Genomic DNA, 19,625 nt, shown 5'->3' on the forward strand with positions numbered 1-19,625 from the left:
ACATGGTTCGTTCAGTCTGGAAAGGCCCGTTCGTCGAGGGTTCTCTGCTCAAGAAGGCAGATGCCGCGCGCTCGTCCGGCCGTCACGACGTCATCAAGATCTGGAGCCGCCGCTCGACCATCCTGCCGCAGTTCGTCGGCCTGACGTTCGGCGTCTATAACGGCCACAAGCACGTGCCGGTGGCAATCAACGAGGAAATGGTGGGTCACAAGTTCGGCGAGTTCTCGCCGACCCGGACCTTCCACGGCCATTCGGGCGACAAGAAAGCCAAGAAGGCTTGAGGATTAACCGATGAGCAAACCAAAGCGCGAACGTAGCCTCGCGGACAATGAGGCCAAGGCCGTCGCCCGCATGCTGCGCGTCAGCCCGCAGAAGCTCAACCTGGTGGCGCAGCTGATCCGCGGCCGCAAGGCGTCCGCTGCGCTCGCCGACCTGCAGTTCTCGCGCAAGCGGATCGCGGTCGACGTCAAGAAGTGCCTGGAATCGGCGATCGCGAACGCCGAGAACAACCATGACCTCGAGGTTGACGATCTGGTCGTCGCCGAGGCGCATGTCGGCAATGGCATCGTGATGAAGCGTTTTGCTCCGCGCGGCCGTGGCCGTTCGGGCCGTGTGTTCAAACCGTTCTCGCACCTGACCATCGTGGTTCGTCAGGTCGAGGCCGAGGCAAGCGCCTAAGAAGGGCGCAGGAGAAGACGATGGGTCAAAAGATCAATCCAATCGGGCTGCGTCTCGGCATCAACCGGACCTGGGACTCCCGTTGGTTCGCCGGCAAGCAGGAATACGGCAAGCTGCTGCACGAGGACGTCAAGATCCGCGAGATCCTGCACAAGGAGCTCAAGCAGGCGGCCGTGGCCCGCATCGTGATCGAGCGTCCGCACAAGAAGTGCCGCGTGACGATCCACTCGGCCCGTCCGGGCGTCGTGATCGGCAAGAAGGGCGCCGACATCGACAAGCTGCGCAAGAAGGTTGCCGACATCACCTCGTCGGACGTCGTGATCAACATCGTCGAAATCCGCAAGCCGGAGCTCGACGCGACCCTGGTCGCTGAATCGATCGCCCAGCAGCTCGAGCGCCGCGTCGCGTTCCGCCGCGCCATGAAGCGCGCCGTGCAGTCGGCGATGCGGCTCGGTGCCGGTGGCATCCGCATCAACTGCTCGGGCCGTCTCGGCGGCGCCGAAATCGCGCGCATGGAGTGGTACCGCGAAGGTCGCGTGCCGCTGCACACGCTGCGCGCCGACGTCGACTACGGCGTTGCCACCGCGTTCACGACCTTCGGCACTTGCGGCGTCAAGGTCTGGATCTTCAAGGGCGAGATCCTCGAGCACGATCCGATGGCCCAGGACAAGAAGATGGCCGAGGGCGACAGCACGCCGCGTTCGCGCCGCGACGCCGCTTGAGGCAAAGCAGGAATTTGAGGGCTTAAAGCCATGATGCAACCTAAGAAAACGAAGTTCCGGAAGGCGCATAAGGGCCGTATCCACGGCGTTGCGACCTCTGGCGCGACGTTGGCGTTCGGCCAGTTCGGCCTGAAGGCGATGGAGCCTGAGCGCGTCACCGCCCGCCAGATCGAAGCCGCCCGCCGCGCGCTGACCCGTCACATGAAGCGCGCCGGCCGCGTCTGGATCCGCGTGTTCCCGGACGTGCCGGTGTCGAAGAAGCCTGCCGAAGTCCGCATGGGTTCCGGCAAGGGTGCCCCGGAATTGTGGGTGGTCCGGATCAAGCCGGGCCGCGTGATGTTCGAGATCGACGGCGTGCCGGTGCAGACCGCGAAGGAAGCGCTGTCGCTCGCCGCCGCCAAGCTGCCGATCAAGACGCGCTTCGTTGCGCGCATTGCGGAGTAATCGCCATGGCCGAGATGAAAGTTGAAGACATTCGCGCGATGAGCGACGACCAGCGGGAAGACGCGATCCTGAATCTGAAGAAGGAACGCTTCAACCTGCGTTTCCAGCGCGCCACCGGGCAGCTGGAGAACACCTCGCGGATGCGGGAAGCCCGCCGCGATATCGCTCGTATCAAGACCATCGCTGCCCAGCAGCGCGCGAAGAAGAAGTAAGGGGCCAGCTATGCCGAAACGTACTCTGCAGGGCGTGGTCGTCAGCGACAAGCAAGCCAAGACCATCGTGGTGCGCGTCGATCGCCGCTTCACCCACCCGATCTACAAGAAGACGATCCGCCGTTCCAAGAACTACCACGCGCACGACGAGAACAACCAGTTCAAGCCGGGCGACATGGTCTGGATCGAGGAATCGAAGCCGATCTCCAAGCTGAAGCGCTGGACCGTGGTCCGGGGCGAACACAAGAAAACGGCCTGATTACTTCGGCCTGGCCGAGGGAATTCAGGGAAATTTTGAGCGCGCTGAAGCGCAGAAAGAGGACGAGGTGCATCAATGATTCAGATGCAGACCAACCTCGACGTGGCCGATAATTCAGGCGCACGCCGTGTCATGTGCATCAAGGTTCTTGGAGGTTCCAAGCGCCGCTATGCCACCGTGGGCGACGTTATCGTTGTGTCGATCAAGGAAGCCATTCCGCGTGGCAAGGTGAAGAAGGGCGACGTGATGAAGGCCGTCGTGGTCCGGGTCCGCAAGGACATCCGCCGCGCCGACGGTTCGGTCATCCGCTTCGACCGCAACGCCGCCGTGCTGATCAACAATCAGTCCGAGCCGGTCGGCACCCGTATCTTCGGGCCGGTGCCGCGCGAGCTGCGCGCCAAGAACCACATGAAGATCATTTCGCTCGCGCCGGAGGTGCTGTGATGGCTGCCAAGATCCGCAAGGGCGACAAGGTGATGGTGCTCACCGGCCGCGACAAGGGGCGCACCGGTGAGGTGTTCGAGGTGCGTCCGGACGAGAACAAGGCTCTCGTTCGCGGCATCAACATGGTGAAGCGTCACCAGAAGCAGACCCAGACCCAGGAAGGCGGCATCATCTCCAAGGAGATGCCGATCGACCTTTCGAACATTGCGTATGTCGGCAAGGACGGAAAGCCGACCCGCATCGGGTTCAAGATTCAGGCCGATGGCAAGAAGGTTCGTGTTGCCAAGAGCTCGGGAGCAGAGATCGATGGCTGATACAGCTTACACGCCGCGTCTGCGCGCGGAGTACGACAAGAAGATCCGCGGCATGATGACCGAGAAGTTCGGTTATGCCAACGTGATGCAGGTGCCGCGCCTCGACAAGGTCGTGCTCAACATGGGCGTGGGCGACTCCGTCAACGACCGCAAGAAGGCCGAGACCGCCGCCGCCGAGCTGACCCAGATCGCCGGCCAGAAGGCGATCGTGACCTATTCGCGGATCGCGATCGCGACCTTCAAGCTGCGTGAGAACCAGCCGATCGGCTGCAAGGTCACGCTGCGCAAGACCCATATGTACGAGTTCATCGACCGCCTGGTGAACGTGGCGCTGCCCCGCGTCCGCGACTTCCGCGGCCTGAACCCGAAGAGCTTCGACGGCCGCGGCAACTATTCGCTCGGCATCAAGGAGCACATCATTTTCCCCGAGATCGACTTCGACAAGGTCTCGGAAGCGCGTGGCATGGACATCACGGTCTGCACCACCGCCAAGACCGACGACGAGGCGCGTGCCTTGTTGACCGCTTTCAATTTCCCGTTCCGGCAGTGAGTAGCTGAGCCAAAGCCACTCAAACGCGGATACCCAGGAGCCAAGCATGGCAAAGAAGAGTTCAGTCGAGAAGAACAACCGGCGCAAGCGGATGGCGAAGAACGCCGGCCCGCGCCGCGAGAAGCTGAAGGCGATCATCGCCGACAAGACCAAGCCGATGGAAGAGCGCTTCGCGGCGACGCTGAAGCTCGCCGAGATGCCGCGCAACTCGTCGCCGACGCGCATCCGCAACCGTTGCGAGCTGACCGGGCGTCCGCGCTCGAACTATCGCAAGAACAAGCTCTCGCGCATCGCGCTGCGTGAACTCGGCTCCAAGGGCCTGGTTCCCGGCCTCGTGAAGTCGAGCTGGTAAGGGAGGGTCGGAACAATGTCTACGCACGATCCGATCAGCGATCTCATCACCCGCATCCGCAACGCGCAGATGCGCTCCAAGTCCAAGGTCTCGAGCCCCGGCTCGAAGATGCGCGCTAACGTGCTCGAGGTGCTGAAGTCCGAGGGTTACATCCGCGGCTACGCCAGCGTCGAGCATGCCTCGGGCCGCAGCGAGCTCGAGATCGAGCTGAAGTATTTCGACGGCGAACCCGTCATCCGCGAGATCGAGCGGGTGTCGAAGCCGGGCCGCCGCGTTTACGCCTCGGTGAAGAACCTGCCGCGCGTGAACAACGGTCTCGGCATTTCGGTGTTGTCGACGCCGAAGGGAATCATGGCTGACCACCAGGCGCGCGACGCCAACGTGGGCGGCGAAGTTCTCTTCACGGTGTTCTGAGGAAGGATTTTACGATGTCACGTATCGGCAAAAGGCCGGTGGCGATCCCGTCGGGTGTGACGGCAAGCGTCGAGGGCCAGACGGTGAAGGTGAAGGGGCCGAAGGGCCAGCTTCAGTTCGTCGTGCATGACGACGTCGAGGTGAAGTTCGAGAACGGCCAGGTCAAGGTCGCTCCGCGCGTTAAGACCAACCGCGCGCAGGCGATGTACGGCACCGCGCGCGCGCAGGTCGCCAACCTCGTCGAGGGCGTCACCAAGGGCTTCGAGAAGAAGCTCGAGATCACCGGCGTCGGCTACCGCGCCGCGATGCAGGGCAAGAACCTGCAGCTCGCGCTCGGCTACAGCCACGACGTGGTGTACGCGATCCCGGAAGGCATCACCATCGCGGTGCCGAAGCCGACCGAGATCACGATCACCGGCAACGATCCGCAGCGCGTCGGTCAGGTCGCCGCCGAGATCCGCGCCTACCGTCCGCCGGAGCCCTACAAGGGCAAGGGCGTGAAGTACGCCAACGAATTCATCTTCCGCAAGGAAGGCAAGAAGAAGTAACGGAGCCGGTCATGTCACTCAAGGTTACGAATGCCCGGCGCAAGCAGCGCGTGCGCCTTGCGCTTCGCCGCTCGGCAGGCGGCCGTCCGCGGCTGTCGGTGTTCCGCTCGTCCAAGCACATCTACGCCCAGGTCATCGACGACCAGAAGGGCGAGACGCTCGCTTCCGCCTCGTCGCTGGAGAAGACCATGCGCGACGCCGGCAAGACCGGCGCCGACATCGATGCGGCGAAGGCGGTCGGCAAGCTGCTCGCCGAGCGCGCGGCGCAGAAGGGTGTCAAGGAAGTCGTGTTCGATCGCGGCGCCTACATCTATCACGGGCGCGTCAAGGCGCTCGCGGATGCGGCGCGCGAAGGCGGATTGAGCTTCTAAACTTTACGAACGATTACGAGGAAAGAGGCGCAAGGCCTCCTAGAGATTGGAAAACACCATGGCAGGTGAACGCGAACGCGGCGGACGCGAACGGAGCAGGGAGCGCGAGGAGCGCGACAGCGAGTTCGTCGACAAGCTCGTCCACATCAATCGCGTGGCGAAGGTCGTCAAGGGCGGCAAGCGCTTCGGCTTTGCGGCGCTGGTCGTGATCGGCGACCAGAAGGGCCGGGTCGGGTTCGGCCACGGCAAGGCGCGCGAAGTTCCGGAAGCGATCCGCAAGGCGACCGAATCGGCGAAGCGCAACCTGACGCGCGTCGCGCTTCGCGAAGGCCGCACGCTGCATCACGACATCGCCGGCCGTCACGGCGCCGGCCGCGTCTACCTGCGTGCCGCTCCGGCCGGTACCGGCATCATCGCCGGCGGCCCGATGCGCGCGGTGTTCGAGACGCTCGGCATCCAGGACGTGGTGGCGAAGTCGATCGGCTCGTCGAATCCCTACAACATGGTTCGCGCGACGTTCGACGCGCTGAAGCATCAGGATTCGCCGCGCTCGGTGGCTGCACGCCGCAACATCAAGGTCTCCACCCTGCAGTCGCGCCGCGTCGGCGGCGACGCCGAAGTGGTGGCGGAATAACAACGCGCGCTTCTCGAAGCGCTATTCGGAGTTACTGTCATGGCCAAGGCCAGCAAGACCATCAAGGTCGAGCAGATCGGCAGCGCAATCCGCCGCCATCACTCGCAGCGTTCGACGCTGATCGGCCTCAAGCTCAACAAGATCGGCCGGGTTGCCGAGCTGCAGGATACCCCTGAAGTTCGCGGCATGATCAGCAAGGTTCAGCATCTCGTCCGCGTCGTCGGCGAGTAAGCAGAGATAAGGAGAAGGGCGATGAAGCTCAGCGATATCGCCGACAACGCCGGCTCGCGCAAGAAGCGCATGCGTGTCGGCCGTGGCATCGGTTCCGGCAAGGGCAAGACTTCGGGCCGCGGCGGCAAGGGCCAGACCGCGCGTTCGGGCGTCCGCATCAAGGGTTTCGAAGGCGGCCAGATGCCGATGCATCGCCGTCTGCCGAAGCGCGGCTTCAACAACATCTTCCGGCTCGACTTCGCCGAGATCAATCTCGACCGTCTGCAGGAAGCGATCGACAACAAGCTGGTCGATGCGAGCGCGACGGTGAACGTCGAATCGCTGGTCAAGGCCGGCGTGCTGCGCCGCGCCAAGGACGGCCTGCGGCTGCTCGGCCGCGGCGAGATCAAGACCAAGCTGACCATCGAGGTGCACGGCGCTTCCAAGTCGGCCATTGCCGCGGTCGAGAAGGCCGGCGGCTCGGTCAAGATCCTGGCCCCCGCCAAGGAAGAAGGCGAGGCGGCGTAACATCTGCGTCATTGCCCGCGACGCGCGGGCAATCCGCAGATCGAATGATGGACTTATCGAGGCCGAGCACCAGATAATGTCCGGTGTCTGCCGGCGCCCAGGGAATTGATCTCTTTGGGGGCGCCGGCGAATGGGGCTCCGGGAGAAAGCCGAAACATGGTCTCAGCAGCCGAACAACTTGCCGCCAACCTCAATTTCGGACAGCTGGCGAAAGCCGACGAGCTGAAGAAGCGCATCTGGTTCACCCTGGGTGCGCTGCTTGTTTATCGGCTCGGCACCTACATCCCGCTGCCCGGCATCGATCCCAACATCTGGGAGCAGGTATTCCGCAGCCAGTCCGGCGGCATCCTCGGCATGTTCAACATGTTCGCCGGCGGCGGCATCCACCGCATGGCGATCTTCGCGCTGAACATCATGCCGTACATCTCGGCATCGATCATCGTGCAGCTGCTGACCACCGTGTCGCCGCAGCTCGAGGCGCTCAAGAAGGAAGGCGAGGCGGGCCGCAAGACGCTGAACCAGTACACCCGCTATCTGACAGTGATCCTGGCGCTGTTCCAGTCTTACGGCATCGCGATCGGCCTCGAAGGCGCGGGCAATGTCGTCAGCGACCCCGGCATGTTCTTCCGGATCTCGACCGCGATCACGCTGACCGGCGGCACCATGTTCCTGATGTGGCTCGGCGAGCAGATCACCTCGCGCGGCATCGGCAACGGTATCTCGCTGATCATCCTGTCCGGCATCGTCGCCGAGCTGCCGTCGGCGCTCGCCAACATGCTGGAACTCGGCCGCCAGGGCGCGATGTCGACCGGCCTGATCCTGATCGTCATCGTGATGGCGGTCGCCGTGATCGCCTTCATCGTGTTCATGGAGCGCGCGCAGCGCCGGCTTTTGATCCAGTATCCGAAGCGCCAGGTCGGCAACAAGATGTTCGAGGGCCAGTCCTCGCATCTGCCGCTCAAGCTCAACACCTCGGGCGTGATTCCGCCGATCTTCGCCTCGTCGCTGCTGTTGCTGCCGACCACGGTCGCGAACTTCAACGCCGGCAAGGGGCCGGAATGGTTCCAGTGGATCACGACCCAGCTCAGCCACGGCCGGCCGCTGTTCCTGTTCATGTATCTCGCGCTGATCGTGTTCTTCGCGTTCTTCTACACCGCGATCGTGTTCAACCCGACCGAGACCGCGGACAACCTGAAGAAGCATGGCGGCTTCATCCCGGGCATCCGGCCGGGCGAGCGCACCGCCGAGTACATCGACTATGTGCTGTCGCGCATCACGGTGCTCGGCGCGGTCTATCTCGCGATCGTCTGCCTGATTCCTGAAATTCTGATTTCCTACGCATCGGTCCCGTTCTACTTTGGCGGCACCTCGCTGTTGATCGTCGTCAGCGTGACGATGGATACGGTGTCGCAGGTGCAGGGCTATCTGCTCGCTCATCAGTATGAAGGGCTGATCAGGAAGTCGAAGCTCAGGGGAGGCCGCCGCCGCTGATCGCGGTTCGGCTTCGAACTCAAAACACAGGTGTGCGGACGTCGCCCACCTAGCCGGGGGGCGAAACAGATATGAGATTGATCCTTTTGGGGCCGCCGGGCTCGGGCAAGGGAACCCAGGCGCAGCGGCTGGTGCACAAGCACGGCATCGTCCAGCTCTCGACCGGTGAGATGCTGCGCGCTGCGGTCGCTGCGGGCACGCCGGTCGGCTTGCAGGCCAAGGAGATCATGGCCAATGGCGGCCTGGTTCCCGACGAGGTGGTGGTGGGAATCATCGCCGACCGGATCGAGGAGCCCGATGCCAAGAAGGGGTTCATTCTCGACGGCTTCCCGCGCACCGTGCCGCAGGCCGAGGCGCTCGACGATCTGCTCCGGAAAAAGCACCTCAAGCTCGACGCGGTGGTTGAGCTCCGCGTCAACGAGAGCGCGCTGCTCGCCCGCGTTGAGAAGCGTGCCGAGGAAACCCGCGCGCGCGGTGAGGAAGTCCGCCTCGACGACACACCGGAGGTGCTGACCAAGCGCCTGGCGCAGTACCGTTCGCTGACGGAGCCGCTGATTCACTATTATTCGGAGCGGCGGAAGCTCCTGACGGTCGATGGCATGATGACCATCGAGCACGTCACCCGCGAGATCAACCGGATCCTGACCGCACTCGGCGCGCTGGAACCGAAGGATCACGAGGATCACGCCCCGAAGGCGGCTAAAAAGGCCGCCAAGGCGGCCATGAAGGCCAGCAAGAAGCCGGCCAGGAAGGCAGCTAAACCAGCCAAAAAGGCCGCCAAATCGGCCCGGAAGGCTGCCAAGGCGCCCTCCAAGGCCAACGCGGCCAAGAAAACCGTGAAGAAAGCCGCGAAGAAGGCGGTAAAGAAGGCCGCCCGCGCCGCGAAGGCCCGCAAGGGAGCAAAGACCGCCAAAAAGGCGGCAAAAAAGCTCACGAAAAAGCGAGCTAAACGCTAGGAGCGGTTGACGAAACCGACATGAATCCTTTAATAAGCCCCGCATCCAAGTTGGATAGTTTTATGACGATGCCGGGCCCCGAAGGACATGAGGGGAGGGCGTCGTGTTCGCGTTTGTGGACACAAGCCCGAGAGAGCAAGAACCCGAGAAGCCCGTATCCGTGATGGATCGGCGACAGGAGAGAAGTCCGTGGCCCGTATTGCCGGCGTCAACATTCCTACCAACAAGCGCGTCCTGATCGCGCTTCAGTACATCCATGGCATCGGCCAGAAGAACGCGGCCGACATCGTGGAGAAGGTCAAAATCCCGCTGGACCGTCGCGTCAACCAGTTGACCGACCAGGAAGTCCTGCAGATCCGCGAAGTGATCGACCGCGACTACCTGGTCGAGGGTGACCTCCGTCGTGAGGTCGGCATCAACATCAAGCGGCTGATGGACCTCGGCTGCTACCGCGGCCTGCGTCATCGCCGCGGTCTGCCGGTGCGCGGCCAGCGCACCCACACCAATGCGCGCACGCGCAAGGGGCCGGCCAAGGCGATCGCCGGCAAGAAGAAGTAAGTTTTGCGAATTGCAGGTGGGGAGTAGCGAATGGAAATTCGCTACTCGCCATTTGCGTTTTGAGGTGTAGCCGCTGGCACTACGGCGGCGTCGAGATCACAGGAAAGGTTTGAAATGGGCAAGGAAGCCACCCGCGTACGCCGCCGCGAACGCAAGAACATCGCCTCCGGCATCGCGCACGTGAATTCGTCGTTCAACAACACGACCATCACCATCACCGACGCGCAGGGCAACACCATTGCCTGGTCGTCGGCCGGCACCATGGGCTTCAAGGGCTCACGCAAGTCGACCCCCTATGCCGCGCAGGTCGCGGCGGAAGACGTCTCCAAGAAGGCGCAGGAACACGGCATGCGCACGCTGGAGGTTGAAGTGGCCGGCCCGGGTTCGGGCCGTGAGTCGGCGCTCCGTGCGCTGCAGGCTGCGGGCTTCACCGTCACCTCGATCCGCGACGTGACCACCATCCCGCACAATGGCTGCCGTCCGCGCAAGCGTCGGCGCGTTTGATCTGTAAGTCGCGGGCGGCCTCTGGCCGCCCTGCGATGGTTTTTGGAATTGACCGCGCGGACTGATCCGCGATCTCCAACGCCGGGTTCGGCCATTCGATTTGGCCCTGTGACCGGCAAATGGGTGAAACAGTGACGATCCAGAAAAATTGGCAAGAACTCATTCGACCGAACAAGCTGCAGGTGACGCCGGGCTCGGACGCGAGCCGGTTCGCCACCGTGGTCGCTGAACCGCTCGAGCGTGGCTTCGGCCAGACGCTCGGCAACGCGCTGCGCCGCATCCTGTTGTCCTCGCTGCAGGGCGCGGCGGTGCAGTCGGTGCATATCGACGGCGTGCTGCACGAGTTCTCCTCGATCGCCGGTGTCCGTGAAGACGTCACCGACATCGTCCTCAACATCAAGGACATCTCGATCAAGATGCAGGGCGAAGGCCCGAAGCGCATGGTCGTGAAGAAGCAGGGCCCGGGCGCCGTCACCGCCGGCGACATTCAGACCGTCGGCGACGTCACCGTGCTCAACCCCGACCTGCAGCTCTGCACGCTGGACGACGGCGCCGAGATCCGCATGGAGTTCACGGTCACGACCGGCAAGGGCTATGTCGCCGCCGAGCGCAACCGTCCCGAGGATGCTCCGATCGGCCTGATCCCGGTCGACAGCCTGTTCTCGCCGGTCCGCAAGGTCTCCTACAAGGTCGAGAACACCCGCGAGGGCCAGATCCTCGACTACGACAAGCTGACCATGACGATCGAGACCAACGGCGCGATCACGCCGGAGGACGCGGTGGCCTACGCCGCGCGCATCCTGCAGGATCAGCTCAACGTGTTCGTCAACTTCGAAGAGCCGCGCAAGGAAGTCACGCAGGAGATCATCCCCGATCTCGCGTTCAACCCGGCGTTCCTCAAGAAGGTCGACGAGCTCGAGCTGTCGGTGCGTTCGGCAAACTGCCTGAAGAACGACAACATCGTCTACATCGGCGACCTCGTGCAGAAGTCGGAAGCGGAAATGCTCCGTACCCCGAACTTCGGCCGCAAGTCGCTGAACGAGATCAAGGAAGTGCTGGCCCAGATGGGTCTGCACCTCGGCATGGAAGTGCCGGGCTGGCCGCCGGAGAACATCGACGAGCTCGCCAAGCGCTTCGAGGATCACTACTGATCCGTTTTCACCGTCGTGGCCGGAAAACTTCCGGCCGCGATTTTTTACGCAGCATGATCCCGGAAAAGTGCGGAGCGGTTTTCCGGCGAGGATCATGCTCAAACGAGATAGCAAAAGCGCGCTAAGGCGCTTTTGCGGGCGAACGCAGGATGCCCACCTGCAAAACTTGTCGCTGAACCACCGCGGCAGAATTGAAGAAGGAAGAAGTCAATGCGTCACGGCAAGGTTCATCGGAAGCTCAACCGCACCGCCGAGCACCGGCGCGCGATGTTCGCCAACATGGCGGCCGCGCTGATCAAGCACGAGCAGATCGTCACCACGCTGCCGAAGGCCAAGGAGCTGCGGCCGATCGTCGAGAAGCTCGTCACCCTCGGCAAGAAGGGCGGCCTCGCCCTGCGCCGCCAGGCGATCTCGGAGCTGCGCGACGTCGACCAGGTCAAGAAGCTGTTCGACACGCTGGCGACCCGCTACAAGGACCGCCAGGGCGGCTACACCCGCATCATCAAGGCCGGCTTCCGCTACGGCGACAACGCGGCGATGGCCGTGATCGAGTTCGTCGACCGCGACGTCGACGCCAAGGGCCAGGACTCCGGTCCGACCCAGGACAAGGAAGCCGAGGCGGCGTAAGCCCCGCTTCGAGCCAGGTTTTGAAAGCGGCGCCTTCGGGCGCCGTTTTTGTTTGTCGGGCTAGCCTGCGCGGATGGTGGCGATGAAATTGTCGAGCTCCTGCTTCAGACGGCCGTTGCCGTCCGACAGCAGGCGCGAGGAGCTCAGCACCTGCGACGAGGCGGTGCCGGTCCTGGATGCGCCGCTGGCCACCTGGCCGATGCTGACGGCGACCTGCGCGGTTCGCTCCGAGGCGATCTGAACGTTCTCCGCGATGCTCCGCGTCGCGCCGGCTTGCTTGTCGATCGCATCCGCCACATCCGAGGCGATCTGTGAGATCCGCTGGATGATGCCGGCGATATCGCTGATCGCGCCGGCCGACTCCCGCGTCGCCGCCTGGATATCCGCGATCTGGGCGCGGATGTCCTCCGTGGCCTCCGCCGTCTGCCTGGCGAGCGTCTTCACCTCCTGCGCGACCACGGCGAAGCCCGATCCCGCCTTGCCGGCGCGGGCGGCCTCGATGGTGGCGTTGAGCGCGAGCAGATTGGTCTGCCGCGCGATCGTTGCGATCAGCTGCACCACATTGCCGATGCGGTCGGCGGCGGAGGCGAGCTGCGCCATCCGCTCGTCGGTCTGCCGCGCCTGCGCCACGGCGTCGCTGGCGATGTCAGCCGATTCGCCCACCTGGCGTCCGATCTCGGAGGCCGACGCGATCATCTGTTCGGTTGCGGCTGCAACCCGCCTGACATTGTCCGAGGCCTCTTCGGATGCGGCCGCGACATTGGCGGACAGGTCCTGGGTGTGATGGGCGGTGTCGCTCAGGTCGCGGGCCGAAGCCGCAAGCTCTTCCGACGCCGCCGATACCGTCGCGATGACGCTGCCGGCGCTGGCCTCGAATGCCGCGGCGAGCCGCGCCAGTTCGGCCTTGTGCCGGTCGGCGGCGCGGCGGTCTTCCTCGAGCCGGGCGCCGAGCTCGGCACGCGCCTTGTCCTGCGCCCTGGTCTTGAAGCTCTCCACCGCCCGCGCCATGCCGCCGATCTCGTCGCCGCGCTCGAGGCCGGGCAGCACGACGTTAAATTGCCCGTCGGCGAGCTGCCGCATCGCCGCGCTCATCCGGCTGATCAGGCCCGCGACGCGCCGGCCGAACAGGATGGCAAACAGCGTCAGCACGAATGCAACGAACCCGATCAGCCAGCTGAAGGCCTGCCTGAATGCGTCGGCCTTGCGCTGTGCGAGCTCGGCGCGGATGTTGGCGGCGTCCGCAACCTTGACCAGCGCCGGGCGGGTGCGGTCGAAAATCTGCGACAGGTCGTCGAGCTGATCGTCGAGCGTCTGGCGCGAGACCAGGAAGCCGGCGAAGGCGAGCTTGTAGGCGCGTGCAAGGCCGAGCAATTCGGTCTTCGCATTCGCAGGCAGCGCTAAGGCCGCCAGCGCGGTCTCGAACTCGTCCTCGCGGTCGTTGAGCTGGTCGCCGAACCGCTCTTCGCCGCTCAGCGCAAAATCCTTCTCGAGGCGGCGCATCGTCAGCAGCAGGACGGTCAGGCGCGGCTGATCGATCTGTCCGACTCTTGTCTCGAATTGCTGGATCGCACTGCGCAGCTTGCCCTGCAAGCCGTCGTTCGGATTCAGGCCGAGCACGCGCTGAGCGCCGACGATATTCTGGAACCGCGTCGCATAGAGGTTGATGCCGCTCCGCAGCGAGGCGACCTGCCGGATCGGATCGCCTTCCGGCGCAGTCGCAGCGAAGGCCTCGAGCTTGTCGAGCAGGGCGGTCTCGTCCGCGACGCGTTCGGACAGCTTCTTCGCCAGGCTTTCATCGCGCGACTTCAGGAAACGAGCCGCGATCTGCTGGGTCTCCAGGAAGCCATCCGAGAGCTCGGACAGCTGCGCCCTGAAGCGCATGCTGTCGTCCGACTCGCGCTGAACACGCGCCGCGTAGTTGAGGCCGCCGAGGCAGGTGACGCTGATGACGGCGACGCCGCCAATCCCGAGCATCGCGATCTGGCTTTTGAGGCTGGGACGAAATCGCTTCAGGACAAGCGCGGTGCGCTGCTTCATCCCGGACATAACGAACATCTGATGCATTCCTGTCAGTCATACGGCTCCGGACGTCGTTATCGAACAGACGTCGCGTCCGGTTGCCGAAACAACAGCCCGAGCTCGCTCGCGCTGTTTGCGGCGACGCTTAGCGGCGCTGAATTGACAATGTGTGAAAGCAATCAGCGTGCGCGCGATGTTTCATATGAAGATTGGATGAAGGTCGGCGAGACGATGTATCAACCAAGATTGCGCGATGAAATTTGATCGCCGCGGAAATGCCCGCCGTTTCCGTTTCTGCAACGTCATTCGCGCGAGATGGTCGTCGTCGATCCAGGCCAGCGGTGTTAGAATGCCGGTCGGCGCCTGCCGTAAATTTGCGCACCTGCCGAGCAACAACCTCGGTTGTATCGGCGCGCGCGCATCCAGATATGTCTGACACGGCTGACAGGAGATACCTCAAATGAAAATCGACCTTTCCGGAAAGACTGCGCTGGTAACCGGCTCCACGGCAGGCATCGGCAACGCCATCGCCAAGGGGCTGGCGGAGACCGGTGCCGAGGTCGTGGTCAATGGCCGCGGTCAGGCCAAGGTCGATGCGGCGGTTGCCGCGATCGGGAAGGCGGTATCCGGCGCAAAGGTCCGCGGCATTGCCGCCGATGTCTCGACCGCGGCGGGCTGCAAGGCGCTGCTTGCGGCGCTGCCCGAGGTCGACATCCTCGTCAACAATGCCGGCATCTTCGAGCCGAAGCCGTTCTTCGACATTCCCGACGAGGACTGGAGCCGCTTCTACGAGGTCAACGTGATGTCGGGTGTGCGGCTGTCGCGCGGCTACATGCAGGGCATGCTGAAGCGCAACTGGGGTCGCATCGTCTTCATTTCCTCCGAGTCGGGCCTCAACATCCCGACCGAGATGATCCACTACGGCATGACCAAGACCGCGCAGCTTGCGATCGCGCGCGGCCTCGCCGAGCTGACCAAGGGCACCGCCGTGACCGTCAACTCGGTGCTGCCCGGACCGACCATGTCCGAGGGCGTCGAGACCTTCGTCAAGGATCTCGCCAGGCAAAACGGCCAATCGGTCGAGGAGGCGGCCTCCAACTTCGTCAAGCAGCACCGGCCGACCTCGCTGCTGCAGCGCTTTGCCAGCACCGAGGAGATCGCCAATCTCGTGGTCTATGCCTGCTCCAGGCAGGCATCGGCGACCAACGGCGCCGCGCTGCGCGCCGAGGGCGGCATCGTCAACACGATCGCATGAGGCCGCATGCCGGCCTATGTGATCTCCGAGGTCGAGATGCGGGACGCCGCGGCGTTCGAGGCCTACCGAACGCTGGCGGCGAACACCATCGCACAATTTGGCGGGCGCTACGTCGTGCGCGGCGGCACAGTCGAGGTGGTGGAGGGCGGTCCACCACCGAACGCGATCGTCGTCGTCGAATTTCCGACCATGGCGCGCCTGCGCGAATGGTACGCGTCACCGGAATACGCCGAAGCGTTGAAGCTTCGCGCAACCGCGCTGGAGCGACGCCTTCTGTTCGTCGAGGGCGTGCCGCCGATCTAGCTATCCCTTCGCGCCGTCCAGGAATTCACTGAAGCCGGCAGGACGGTAGGGACCGAAGCAAATCTGCTCCAGCACGCCAATTCCGGTCTGGCCGCCCTGGCGGGCGCGGACCACCTGCTGCACGTGCACATTTTCACGGGCCAGCGGATCCAGCGTCGATGGATCGAACGACTCGCCGCCGATCTCGAGCTCGCCCTTCCACATGCCCTGGCCCCATTGCGGATGGCCGTAGCCGAGGCCCTTCATCTGGAATTTGAGGATCGGGTCGAGCGCGATGGTGTTGGTGTGGCCGTCGATATCGACGAGGTCGATTTCAGCCGACTGCGCCAGCCGGGTGTGCGGCACGTATTTGACGCGATGCCGCGCGGTCGCCATGCGGCGGTCGAGGCCGTCGACCACGCCGGGAATCTCGGCCTCGCATCGGTAGAGCGGCGCGGTGATGCCCTCGCGAACCAGCGCCTCGCCCTGCGTCCCGTCGAAGAAGATCGCGTGCGAGATGTGGTCGTCCCAGACCAGCGGCGCCCAGAGGAAGAACACGCTCGGCGGCGGCATCGGCGCGCCTCCGACGTCGCGTTCGCCGACATTGCGCACGCCCCAGGAGCGATCCTTGGTGCCGTAGCATGTGCGATCGTCGACCTTGATCCCGCCGTCGGGGTGGCTGATGACGCCGCTCCAGCGGCCGAACTGGTCGAACCGGGTCGAATCCATCGCGCGGCGGCCGCCCGACCAAAGCGTCTGGCGCGCTTCCTGGATCGCGCCGGTGCGCGCGGAGAAGGTCAGGTCGCAGGCGAGGCCCGTCGCATTGTCGTCGAGCACGACCCGGGTCCGCAGCATCGGCTCGAGCACTTCGAGCCTGAACGGACCGACCTGCATCTCGGTGCGCTCGATCGGTGCGCGCCGCGAGCCGTAGAAGCAGTGCTGTCGTCCGCCGCGTTCCACGACGCTGAAGGCGCAATCGAGGATCTTGCGGTGTGGGTAGATCGCAATGCCGATCCCGAAATAATACGCGCCGTCGGCGGTGTAGCCGTTGAACCAGGTCCGGTCATAGACATTGCGGTCGCTGGTCGAGGGAACCGCGATCGGCTCCGGCGTCTGGTGGATGGGGAAATCGTCCAGTTTGTTGAGCACGCCGATCCCTTTCGATATCCTGACGCGTTGTATCCACTTCGCTCGATAGCGCGTTAGTCCTGCCAGTATGAAAAACTGTCGTGGTCCAGGGCTTGCGCGCAGGCGCCGCGGGTCATTTTCAGGAACAGCGCGTCGCCTCGCTCGGAGCGCTGGACGCTGAGTGCGGAGACGACGCCCATCATGATGCCGTGCAGCGTGTAGCGCCGATAATCCCGCCAGCAACGATCCCAGTCATAGTCCCGCACGCCGCGCCGGATCAGTTCCGAATGATAGAACCGCACCAGGTCGGCTTCATGAAGCCGCCGTTCGATCGGGGCGATGCCGGCCGAGAGGAAATAGGCGACGTCGACGATTCCCGGGCCCACTGTCAGCGTCTGCCAGTCCAGCGTCGCCATCGGATGGGTATTGCCGCGGACGTCGAACAGCATGTTGTCGAGCCGGAAATCTGCGTGCTGCAGCGTTCGCGGCGCCGATCGATCGGACTGGTAGCGCAATAGCGCGTCCGGAAGCCGGTCGATCAGATCAAGGAATTCCGGCTCGATCACGCCGCGATATCGCTCCTTGTAGTGACCGATGATGCCGGGCAGCACCGAGCGAAGGTCTCTGCGCCGGCTTGCGGCCATCACGAAGCATGGCACCGTATCGAGGCTCGGGTCATTCCATCGCGGCGCATGCAACGCCGCGGCCTCGGTCATGGCCATCTGGCTGTCGGCGATCGAGCATCCGGCGAGCTGATCGCCCGGACGTGCGGGCGCGAGGTCCTCCAGGATCAGGGTGAAGTCGTCGGTCGCCGGATCGATTTCGGCAAGAATCGGCCGGGGGGTGTGAATGGCGACGGTCGCCGCCAGCTCGCGATAGAACGCGACCTCGCGGATGTAAAGCGTGTGCGCGGAACCGGAGCGGCGGCTGTCGGGATCTGCGGCCGGGAATTTGCCGACGACGCTCAAGGGAGCGTTCGGCTCATCGCCGTCATAGGTCAGGCGAAATCGATAGCTGTCGCCGACGAGGCCATTGCCGACCGGCTTGCACGCGAGATCGACGACCCTGACCTGGTCGATCACACCGGCTTCGCGCAGCGCCCGCGTCATCCACTCCGGATCGATCCGCGACGGATCGGCCGTGAGCAAATTCATCGGTTTCCTCCCATCCCCGTGGGCGTCACCACCGCTCCGGCTGCGTCCTGCGCAGCCGGATTGAGGACGGGGTGATCGTTGCGCAAATCATACAGGCGATGCCGTGGCTTTGGCAAAAGCCACCCGCCGGCCTGTGGGGATATCATGCCCGGGATGTTGCCCGGGCATGAGGAAGCGGACGTGAGGAGCCTTACCAGCCTTCGAGCACGATCTTGCCGCGTGACTTGCCGCTTTCCAGCAAAGCGTGGGCGCGCTTGAGGTTCGCGGCGTTGATGGTACCGAAGGTCTGGTCGAGCGTGGTGCGCAGCACGCCCTTGTCGATGAGGTCGGCGACATCGTTGAGCAGATGATGCTGCGCGATCATGTCGGGTGTCTGGAACGAGGAGCGCGTGAACATCGATTCCCAGTGCACCGACACCGCCTTGCCCTTGAACGCGGCGACGTTGAATTCCGGCGGATCGTCGATCAGGCCGAACTTGCCCTGCGGCGCGATGAAGTCGGCGATCGATTTGTAGTGCTGGTCGGTGAAGGTGAGGCTGGCGACGAGGCCGACCGGCGGCAGCCTGAGCTTCTCGATCTGCTCCTTCATCGGCTGCGAGTGATCGATCACCGCATGGGCGCCGAGATCGCGGCACCACTTTTGCGACTCCGGCCGCGTTGCGGTCGCAACCACGGTCAGTCCGGTGAGGCGGCGCGCAAGCTGGATCAGGATCGAGCCGACACCGCCGGCGCCGCCGATGATCAGAAGCGTGCGCGGATCGAGGCTCTTGCCCGGCACCGCGCCGAGCCGGTCGAACAGCAGCTCCCACGCTGTGATCGAGGTCAGGGGCAGGGCGGCGGCCTGCGCGAAGGACAGCGACGCCGGCTTGTTGCCGACGATGCGTTCATCGACCAGATGAAATTCCGAATTGGTGCCCTGGCGCAGGATCGAGCCCGCGTAAAACACCTCGTCGCCGGGCTTGAAGAGCGAGACGTCGGGCCCGACCGCGTCGACCACGCCGGCCGCGTCGAAGCCGAGGATCTTGTATCCGCCGTCGGTCGGCGCCGCGCGCTTGCGCACCTTGTAGTCGACCGGATTGGCCGAGATGGCCTTCACCGCGACGCGGATGTCGCGCCCCTTCGGCTCGGGCTTGGCGATCTCGAAATCGACGAGCGAATCCGCCGCCTCGATCGGCAGCGATTTTTGGTATCCGACGGCCTTCATGCCTGGTCTCCGTGGTGGGCGATTGCCTGCCGATTAACTGTCGCGCTGGCGTCCATTTGGCAAGTACTGTAAAAACAGGGAACTAGTCCCTGTTTGTATACTATTGGGAAAATACTGCATGAAACGGAAGAATTTCGCGCGCCGGCCGGGCTGCGCGGTCGAGGCGGCGCTCGACCTGATCGACGGCAAATGGAAGGGTGTGATCCTGTACCACTTGCAGGCCGGCACCCAGCGCTTCGGCGAGCTGCGGAAGCGGATGCCCGGCATCACCCAGCGCATGCTGACCAAGCAGCTGCGCGCGCTCGAGGACGACGGCCTCGTGATCCGCAAGGTCTACGCCGAGGTGCCGCCGCGGGTCGAATACACGCTTTCCGAACTCGGCGAGAGCCTGCGCCCGGTGATCGATATTCTGAAAGCCTGGGGCGAGGGCCATCAGGAGCGGCTGTCCTGCGCGCCGGCGCCGGAGGTCATTGTGAAGAAGTCGAAGCGCGCGGCCTGAAAGCATGTTCGCGCGACGCGCTCCGCTTCACCTCGCCCCGCGTGCGGCAGGGCAATCGCATATGGAATGAACCGATTCTTCCGCACCGTCATGGCCGGGACAAGCCCGGGCATGACG

30 protein-coding genes are annotated in these 19,625 nt (G+C 64.2%); 26 read left to right on the plus strand and 4 right to left on the minus strand.

The genetic code is table 11. From position 1 onward, the window contains the following. Positions 1-2: 2 nt before the first annotated feature. The 22 genes from rpsS (at position 3) to rplQ (ending at position 11,967) form a co-directional block, all read left to right on the plus strand. Positions 3-281 (plus strand): 30S ribosomal protein S19, encoded by a 279-nt coding sequence (rpsS, locus tag QA635_RS18815; protein WP_028335459.1) that lies wholly within the window; start codon positions 3-5, stop codon positions 279-281. A gap of 10 nt (positions 282-291) precedes the next feature. Beyond that, positions 292-678: a 50S ribosomal protein L22 gene (rplV, locus tag QA635_RS18820; RefSeq protein WP_016843750.1), complete on the plus strand. Its 387-nt coding sequence runs from the start codon at positions 292-294 to the stop codon at positions 676-678. Positions 679-698: 20 nt separating this feature from the next. Continuing rightward, on the plus strand, positions 699-1,400 hold the full coding sequence (gene rpsC, locus QA635_RS18825; RefSeq protein WP_016843751.1) for a 30S ribosomal protein S3: 702 nt from the start codon (positions 699-701) through the stop codon (positions 1,398-1,400). A 30-nt stretch (positions 1,401-1,430) separates the two neighbouring features. Beyond that, positions 1,431-1,844: a 50S ribosomal protein L16 gene (gene rplP, locus QA635_RS18830; RefSeq protein ID WP_016843752.1), complete on the plus strand. Its 414-nt coding sequence runs from the start codon at positions 1,431-1,433 to the stop codon at positions 1,842-1,844. A gap of 5 nt (positions 1,845-1,849) precedes the next feature. Further along, positions 1,850-2,056: a 50S ribosomal protein L29 gene (gene rpmC, locus QA635_RS18835; protein ID WP_016843753.1), complete on the plus strand. Its 207-nt coding sequence runs from the start codon at positions 1,850-1,852 to the stop codon at positions 2,054-2,056. Positions 2,057-2,066: 10 nt separating this feature from the next. Beyond that, positions 2,067-2,315, plus strand: a complete 249-nt coding sequence (gene rpsQ / locus QA635_RS18840) for a 30S ribosomal protein S17 (RefSeq protein ID WP_016843754.1) — start codon at positions 2,067-2,069, stop codon at positions 2,313-2,315. Positions 2,316-2,390: 75 nt separating this feature from the next. After that, a complete protein-coding gene (gene rplN / locus QA635_RS18845; protein ID WP_011473865.1) occupies positions 2,391-2,759 on the plus strand; it encodes a 50S ribosomal protein L14 in 369 nt (122 codons plus the stop codon). Next, positions 2,759-3,073 carry a 50S ribosomal protein L24 gene (gene rplX / locus QA635_RS18850; RefSeq protein WP_016843755.1) on the plus strand — a complete coding sequence of 105 codons (315 nt, stop codon included), beginning with the start codon at positions 2,759-2,761 and terminating at the stop codon, positions 3,071-3,073. The genes rplN and rplX overlap by 1 nt, the downstream gene beginning before the upstream one ends. Beyond that, a complete protein-coding gene (gene rplE / locus QA635_RS18855) occupies positions 3,066-3,623 on the plus strand; it encodes a 50S ribosomal protein L5 (RefSeq protein WP_016843756.1) in 558 nt (185 codons plus the stop codon). Before rplX ends, rplE begins: the two co-directional genes overlap by 8 nt. A 46-nt stretch (positions 3,624-3,669) precedes the next feature. Further along, on the plus strand, positions 3,670-3,975 hold the full coding sequence (gene rpsN / locus QA635_RS18860; protein ID WP_016843757.1) for a 30S ribosomal protein S14: 306 nt from the start codon (positions 3,670-3,672) through the stop codon (positions 3,973-3,975). A 15-nt stretch (positions 3,976-3,990) separates the two neighbouring features. Further along, complete coding sequence (rpsH, locus tag QA635_RS18865; protein WP_018272133.1) at positions 3,991-4,389, plus strand: 30S ribosomal protein S8; 399 nt, start codon at positions 3,991-3,993, stop codon at positions 4,387-4,389. Between the two features lie 14 nt (positions 4,390-4,403). Next, complete coding sequence (rplF, locus tag QA635_RS18870; RefSeq protein WP_092114986.1) at positions 4,404-4,937, plus strand: 50S ribosomal protein L6; 534 nt, start codon at positions 4,404-4,406, stop codon at positions 4,935-4,937. An 11-nt stretch (positions 4,938-4,948) separates the two neighbouring features. Next, positions 4,949-5,308, plus strand: coding sequence for a 50S ribosomal protein L18 (rplR, locus tag QA635_RS18875; protein WP_016843760.1), 360 nt, complete (start codon positions 4,949-4,951; stop codon positions 5,306-5,308). A 58-nt stretch (positions 5,309-5,366) separates the two neighbouring features. Continuing rightward, positions 5,367-5,942, plus strand: coding sequence for a 30S ribosomal protein S5 (gene rpsE, locus QA635_RS18880; RefSeq protein ID WP_016843761.1), 576 nt, complete (start codon positions 5,367-5,369; stop codon positions 5,940-5,942). Positions 5,943-5,981: 39 nt separating this feature from the next. Then, positions 5,982-6,173: a 50S ribosomal protein L30 gene (gene rpmD / locus QA635_RS18885; protein ID WP_028335461.1), complete on the plus strand. Its 192-nt coding sequence runs from the start codon at positions 5,982-5,984 to the stop codon at positions 6,171-6,173. Positions 6,174-6,194: 21 nt separating this feature from the next. Beyond that, complete coding sequence (gene rplO, locus QA635_RS18890) at positions 6,195-6,680, plus strand: 50S ribosomal protein L15 (protein ID WP_028339310.1); 486 nt, start codon at positions 6,195-6,197, stop codon at positions 6,678-6,680. Positions 6,681-6,836: 156 nt separating this feature from the next. Next, positions 6,837-8,171 (plus strand): preprotein translocase subunit SecY, encoded by a 1,335-nt coding sequence (secY, locus tag QA635_RS18895; protein WP_057019546.1) that lies wholly within the window; start codon positions 6,837-6,839, stop codon positions 8,169-8,171. A gap of 71 nt (positions 8,172-8,242) precedes the next feature. Continuing rightward, positions 8,243-9,127, plus strand: a complete 885-nt coding sequence (locus QA635_RS18900) for an adenylate kinase (RefSeq protein WP_283070946.1) — start codon at positions 8,243-8,245, stop codon at positions 9,125-9,127. Positions 9,128-9,316: 189 nt separating this feature from the next. Further along, entirely contained in the window at positions 9,317-9,685 is a 369-nt protein-coding gene (rpsM, locus tag QA635_RS18905) for a 30S ribosomal protein S13 (RefSeq protein WP_092082432.1), read from the plus strand. Positions 9,686-9,799: 114 nt separating this feature from the next. After that, positions 9,800-10,189, plus strand: coding sequence for a 30S ribosomal protein S11 (rpsK, locus tag QA635_RS18910; RefSeq protein WP_006021048.1), 390 nt, complete (start codon positions 9,800-9,802; stop codon positions 10,187-10,189). 119 nt (positions 10,190-10,308) lie between these two features. Then, entirely contained in the window at positions 10,309-11,340 is a 1,032-nt protein-coding gene (locus QA635_RS18915; RefSeq protein WP_035631062.1) for a DNA-directed RNA polymerase subunit alpha, read from the plus strand. 210 nt (positions 11,341-11,550) lie between these two features. Further along, complete coding sequence (rplQ, locus tag QA635_RS18920; protein WP_028339307.1) at positions 11,551-11,967, plus strand: 50S ribosomal protein L17; 417 nt, start codon at positions 11,551-11,553, stop codon at positions 11,965-11,967. 60 nt (positions 11,968-12,027) lie between these two features. Here rplQ and QA635_RS18925 read toward each other — a convergent pair whose 3' ends face one another. Beyond that, positions 12,028-14,022 carry a methyl-accepting chemotaxis protein gene (locus QA635_RS18925; protein WP_283070947.1) on the minus strand — a complete coding sequence of 665 codons (1,995 nt, stop codon included), beginning with the start codon at positions 14,020-14,022 and terminating at the stop codon, positions 12,028-12,030. A gap of 217 nt (positions 14,023-14,239) precedes the next feature. Here QA635_RS18925 and QA635_RS18930 point away from each other — a divergent pair, with 217 nt between their 5' ends. Genes QA635_RS18930 through QA635_RS18940 form a run of 3 tightly spaced genes read left to right on the plus strand, consistent with a single transcriptional unit; the run spans position 14,240 to position 15,544 of the window. Then, positions 14,240-14,422, plus strand: a complete 183-nt coding sequence (locus tag QA635_RS18930) for a hypothetical protein (protein WP_283070948.1) — start codon at positions 14,240-14,242, stop codon at positions 14,420-14,422. A 24-nt stretch (positions 14,423-14,446) separates the two neighbouring features. Beyond that, on the plus strand, positions 14,447-15,241 hold the full coding sequence (locus tag QA635_RS18935) for an SDR family NAD(P)-dependent oxidoreductase (protein ID WP_283070949.1): 795 nt from the start codon (positions 14,447-14,449) through the stop codon (positions 15,239-15,241). Positions 15,242-15,247: 6 nt separating this feature from the next. Further along, on the plus strand, positions 15,248-15,544 hold the full coding sequence (locus QA635_RS18940; RefSeq protein WP_283070950.1) for a DUF1330 domain-containing protein: 297 nt from the start codon (positions 15,248-15,250) through the stop codon (positions 15,542-15,544). Here the strand turns inward: QA635_RS18940 and QA635_RS18945 are convergent, their stop codons facing one another. The 3 genes from QA635_RS18945 to QA635_RS18955 all read right to left on the minus strand — a co-directional run bounded on the left by QA635_RS18945 (position 15,545) and on the right by QA635_RS18955 (position 19,009). Continuing rightward, positions 15,545-16,672 carry an Rv3169 family protein gene (locus QA635_RS18945; protein WP_283070951.1) on the minus strand — a complete coding sequence of 376 codons (1,128 nt, stop codon included), beginning with the start codon at positions 16,670-16,672 and terminating at the stop codon, positions 15,545-15,547. Positions 16,673-16,725: 53 nt separating this feature from the next. After that, positions 16,726-17,805, minus strand: coding sequence for a phosphotransferase (locus QA635_RS18950; protein WP_283070952.1), 1,080 nt, complete (start codon positions 17,803-17,805; stop codon positions 16,726-16,728). A gap of 190 nt (positions 17,806-17,995) precedes the next feature. Next, positions 17,996-19,009, minus strand: a complete 1,014-nt coding sequence (locus QA635_RS18955; protein ID WP_283070953.1) for a zinc-binding alcohol dehydrogenase family protein — start codon at positions 19,007-19,009, stop codon at positions 17,996-17,998. A 118-nt stretch (positions 19,010-19,127) separates the two neighbouring features. Between QA635_RS18955 and QA635_RS18960 the strand changes: the two genes are divergently transcribed. Beyond that, positions 19,128-19,508: a winged helix-turn-helix transcriptional regulator gene (locus QA635_RS18960; RefSeq protein ID WP_016843775.1), complete on the plus strand. Its 381-nt coding sequence runs from the start codon at positions 19,128-19,130 to the stop codon at positions 19,506-19,508. Positions 19,509-19,625 lie beyond the last annotated feature (117 nt).

It is taken from the genome of Bradyrhizobium brasilense, from assembly GCF_029714345.1.
Lineage (GTDB): Bacteria > Pseudomonadota > Alphaproteobacteria > Rhizobiales > Xanthobacteraceae > Bradyrhizobium > Bradyrhizobium australafricanum.

Excerpts from the sequence above, each read along its gene's own strand:
- rpsS (WP_028335459.1), top strand. The coding sequence starts at position 3 with ATGGTTCGTTCAGTCTGGAAAGGCCCGTTCGTCGAGGGTTCTCTGCTC.
- rplV (WP_016843750.1), top strand. The coding sequence starts at position 292 with ATGAGCAAACCAAAGCGCGAACGTAGCCTCGCGGACAATGAGGCCAAG.
- rpsC (WP_016843751.1), top strand. The coding sequence starts at position 699 with ATGGGTCAAAAGATCAATCCAATCGGGCTGCGTCTCGGCATCAACCGG.
- rplP (WP_016843752.1), top strand. The coding sequence starts at position 1,431 with ATGATGCAACCTAAGAAAACGAAGTTCCGGAAGGCGCATAAGGGCCGT.
- rpmC (WP_016843753.1), top strand. The coding sequence starts at position 1,850 with ATGGCCGAGATGAAAGTTGAAGACATTCGCGCGATGAGCGACGACCAG.
- rpsQ (WP_016843754.1), top strand. The coding sequence starts at position 2,067 with ATGCCGAAACGTACTCTGCAGGGCGTGGTCGTCAGCGACAAGCAAGCC.
- rplN (WP_011473865.1), top strand. The coding sequence starts at position 2,391 with ATGATTCAGATGCAGACCAACCTCGACGTGGCCGATAATTCAGGCGCA.
- rplX (WP_016843755.1), top strand. The coding sequence starts at position 2,759 with ATGGCTGCCAAGATCCGCAAGGGCGACAAGGTGATGGTGCTCACCGGC.
- rplE (WP_016843756.1), top strand. The coding sequence starts at position 3,066 with ATGGCTGATACAGCTTACACGCCGCGTCTGCGCGCGGAGTACGACAAG.
- rpsN (WP_016843757.1), top strand. The coding sequence starts at position 3,670 with ATGGCAAAGAAGAGTTCAGTCGAGAAGAACAACCGGCGCAAGCGGATG.
- rpsH (WP_018272133.1), top strand. The coding sequence starts at position 3,991 with ATGTCTACGCACGATCCGATCAGCGATCTCATCACCCGCATCCGCAAC.
- rplF (WP_092114986.1), top strand. The coding sequence starts at position 4,404 with ATGTCACGTATCGGCAAAAGGCCGGTGGCGATCCCGTCGGGTGTGACG.
- rplR (WP_016843760.1), top strand. The coding sequence starts at position 4,949 with ATGTCACTCAAGGTTACGAATGCCCGGCGCAAGCAGCGCGTGCGCCTT.
- rpsE (WP_016843761.1), top strand. The coding sequence starts at position 5,367 with ATGGCAGGTGAACGCGAACGCGGCGGACGCGAACGGAGCAGGGAGCGC.
- rpmD (WP_028335461.1), top strand. The coding sequence starts at position 5,982 with ATGGCCAAGGCCAGCAAGACCATCAAGGTCGAGCAGATCGGCAGCGCA.
- rplO (WP_028339310.1), top strand. The coding sequence starts at position 6,195 with ATGAAGCTCAGCGATATCGCCGACAACGCCGGCTCGCGCAAGAAGCGC.
- secY (WP_057019546.1), top strand. The coding sequence starts at position 6,837 with ATGGTCTCAGCAGCCGAACAACTTGCCGCCAACCTCAATTTCGGACAG.
- QA635_RS18900 (WP_283070946.1), top strand. The coding sequence starts at position 8,243 with ATGAGATTGATCCTTTTGGGGCCGCCGGGCTCGGGCAAGGGAACCCAG.
- rpsK (WP_006021048.1), top strand. The coding sequence starts at position 9,800 with ATGGGCAAGGAAGCCACCCGCGTACGCCGCCGCGAACGCAAGAACATC.
- QA635_RS18915 (WP_035631062.1), top strand. The coding sequence starts at position 10,309 with ATGGGTGAAACAGTGACGATCCAGAAAAATTGGCAAGAACTCATTCGA.
- rplQ (WP_028339307.1), top strand. The coding sequence starts at position 11,551 with ATGCGTCACGGCAAGGTTCATCGGAAGCTCAACCGCACCGCCGAGCAC.
- QA635_RS18925 (WP_283070947.1), bottom strand. The coding sequence starts at position 14,022 with ATGTTCGTTATGTCCGGGATGAAGCAGCGCACCGCGCTTGTCCTGAAG.
- QA635_RS18930 (WP_283070948.1), top strand. The coding sequence starts at position 14,240 with ATGAAATTTGATCGCCGCGGAAATGCCCGCCGTTTCCGTTTCTGCAAC.
- QA635_RS18935 (WP_283070949.1), top strand. The coding sequence starts at position 14,447 with ATGAAAATCGACCTTTCCGGAAAGACTGCGCTGGTAACCGGCTCCACG.
- QA635_RS18940 (WP_283070950.1), top strand. The coding sequence starts at position 15,248 with ATGCCGGCCTATGTGATCTCCGAGGTCGAGATGCGGGACGCCGCGGCG.
- QA635_RS18950 (WP_283070952.1), bottom strand. The coding sequence starts at position 17,805 with ATGAATTTGCTCACGGCCGATCCGTCGCGGATCGATCCGGAGTGGATG.
- QA635_RS18955 (WP_283070953.1), bottom strand. The coding sequence starts at position 19,009 with ATGAAGGCCGTCGGATACCAAAAATCGCTGCCGATCGAGGCGGCGGAT.
- QA635_RS18960 (WP_016843775.1), top strand. The coding sequence starts at position 19,128 with ATGAAACGGAAGAATTTCGCGCGCCGGCCGGGCTGCGCGGTCGAGGCG.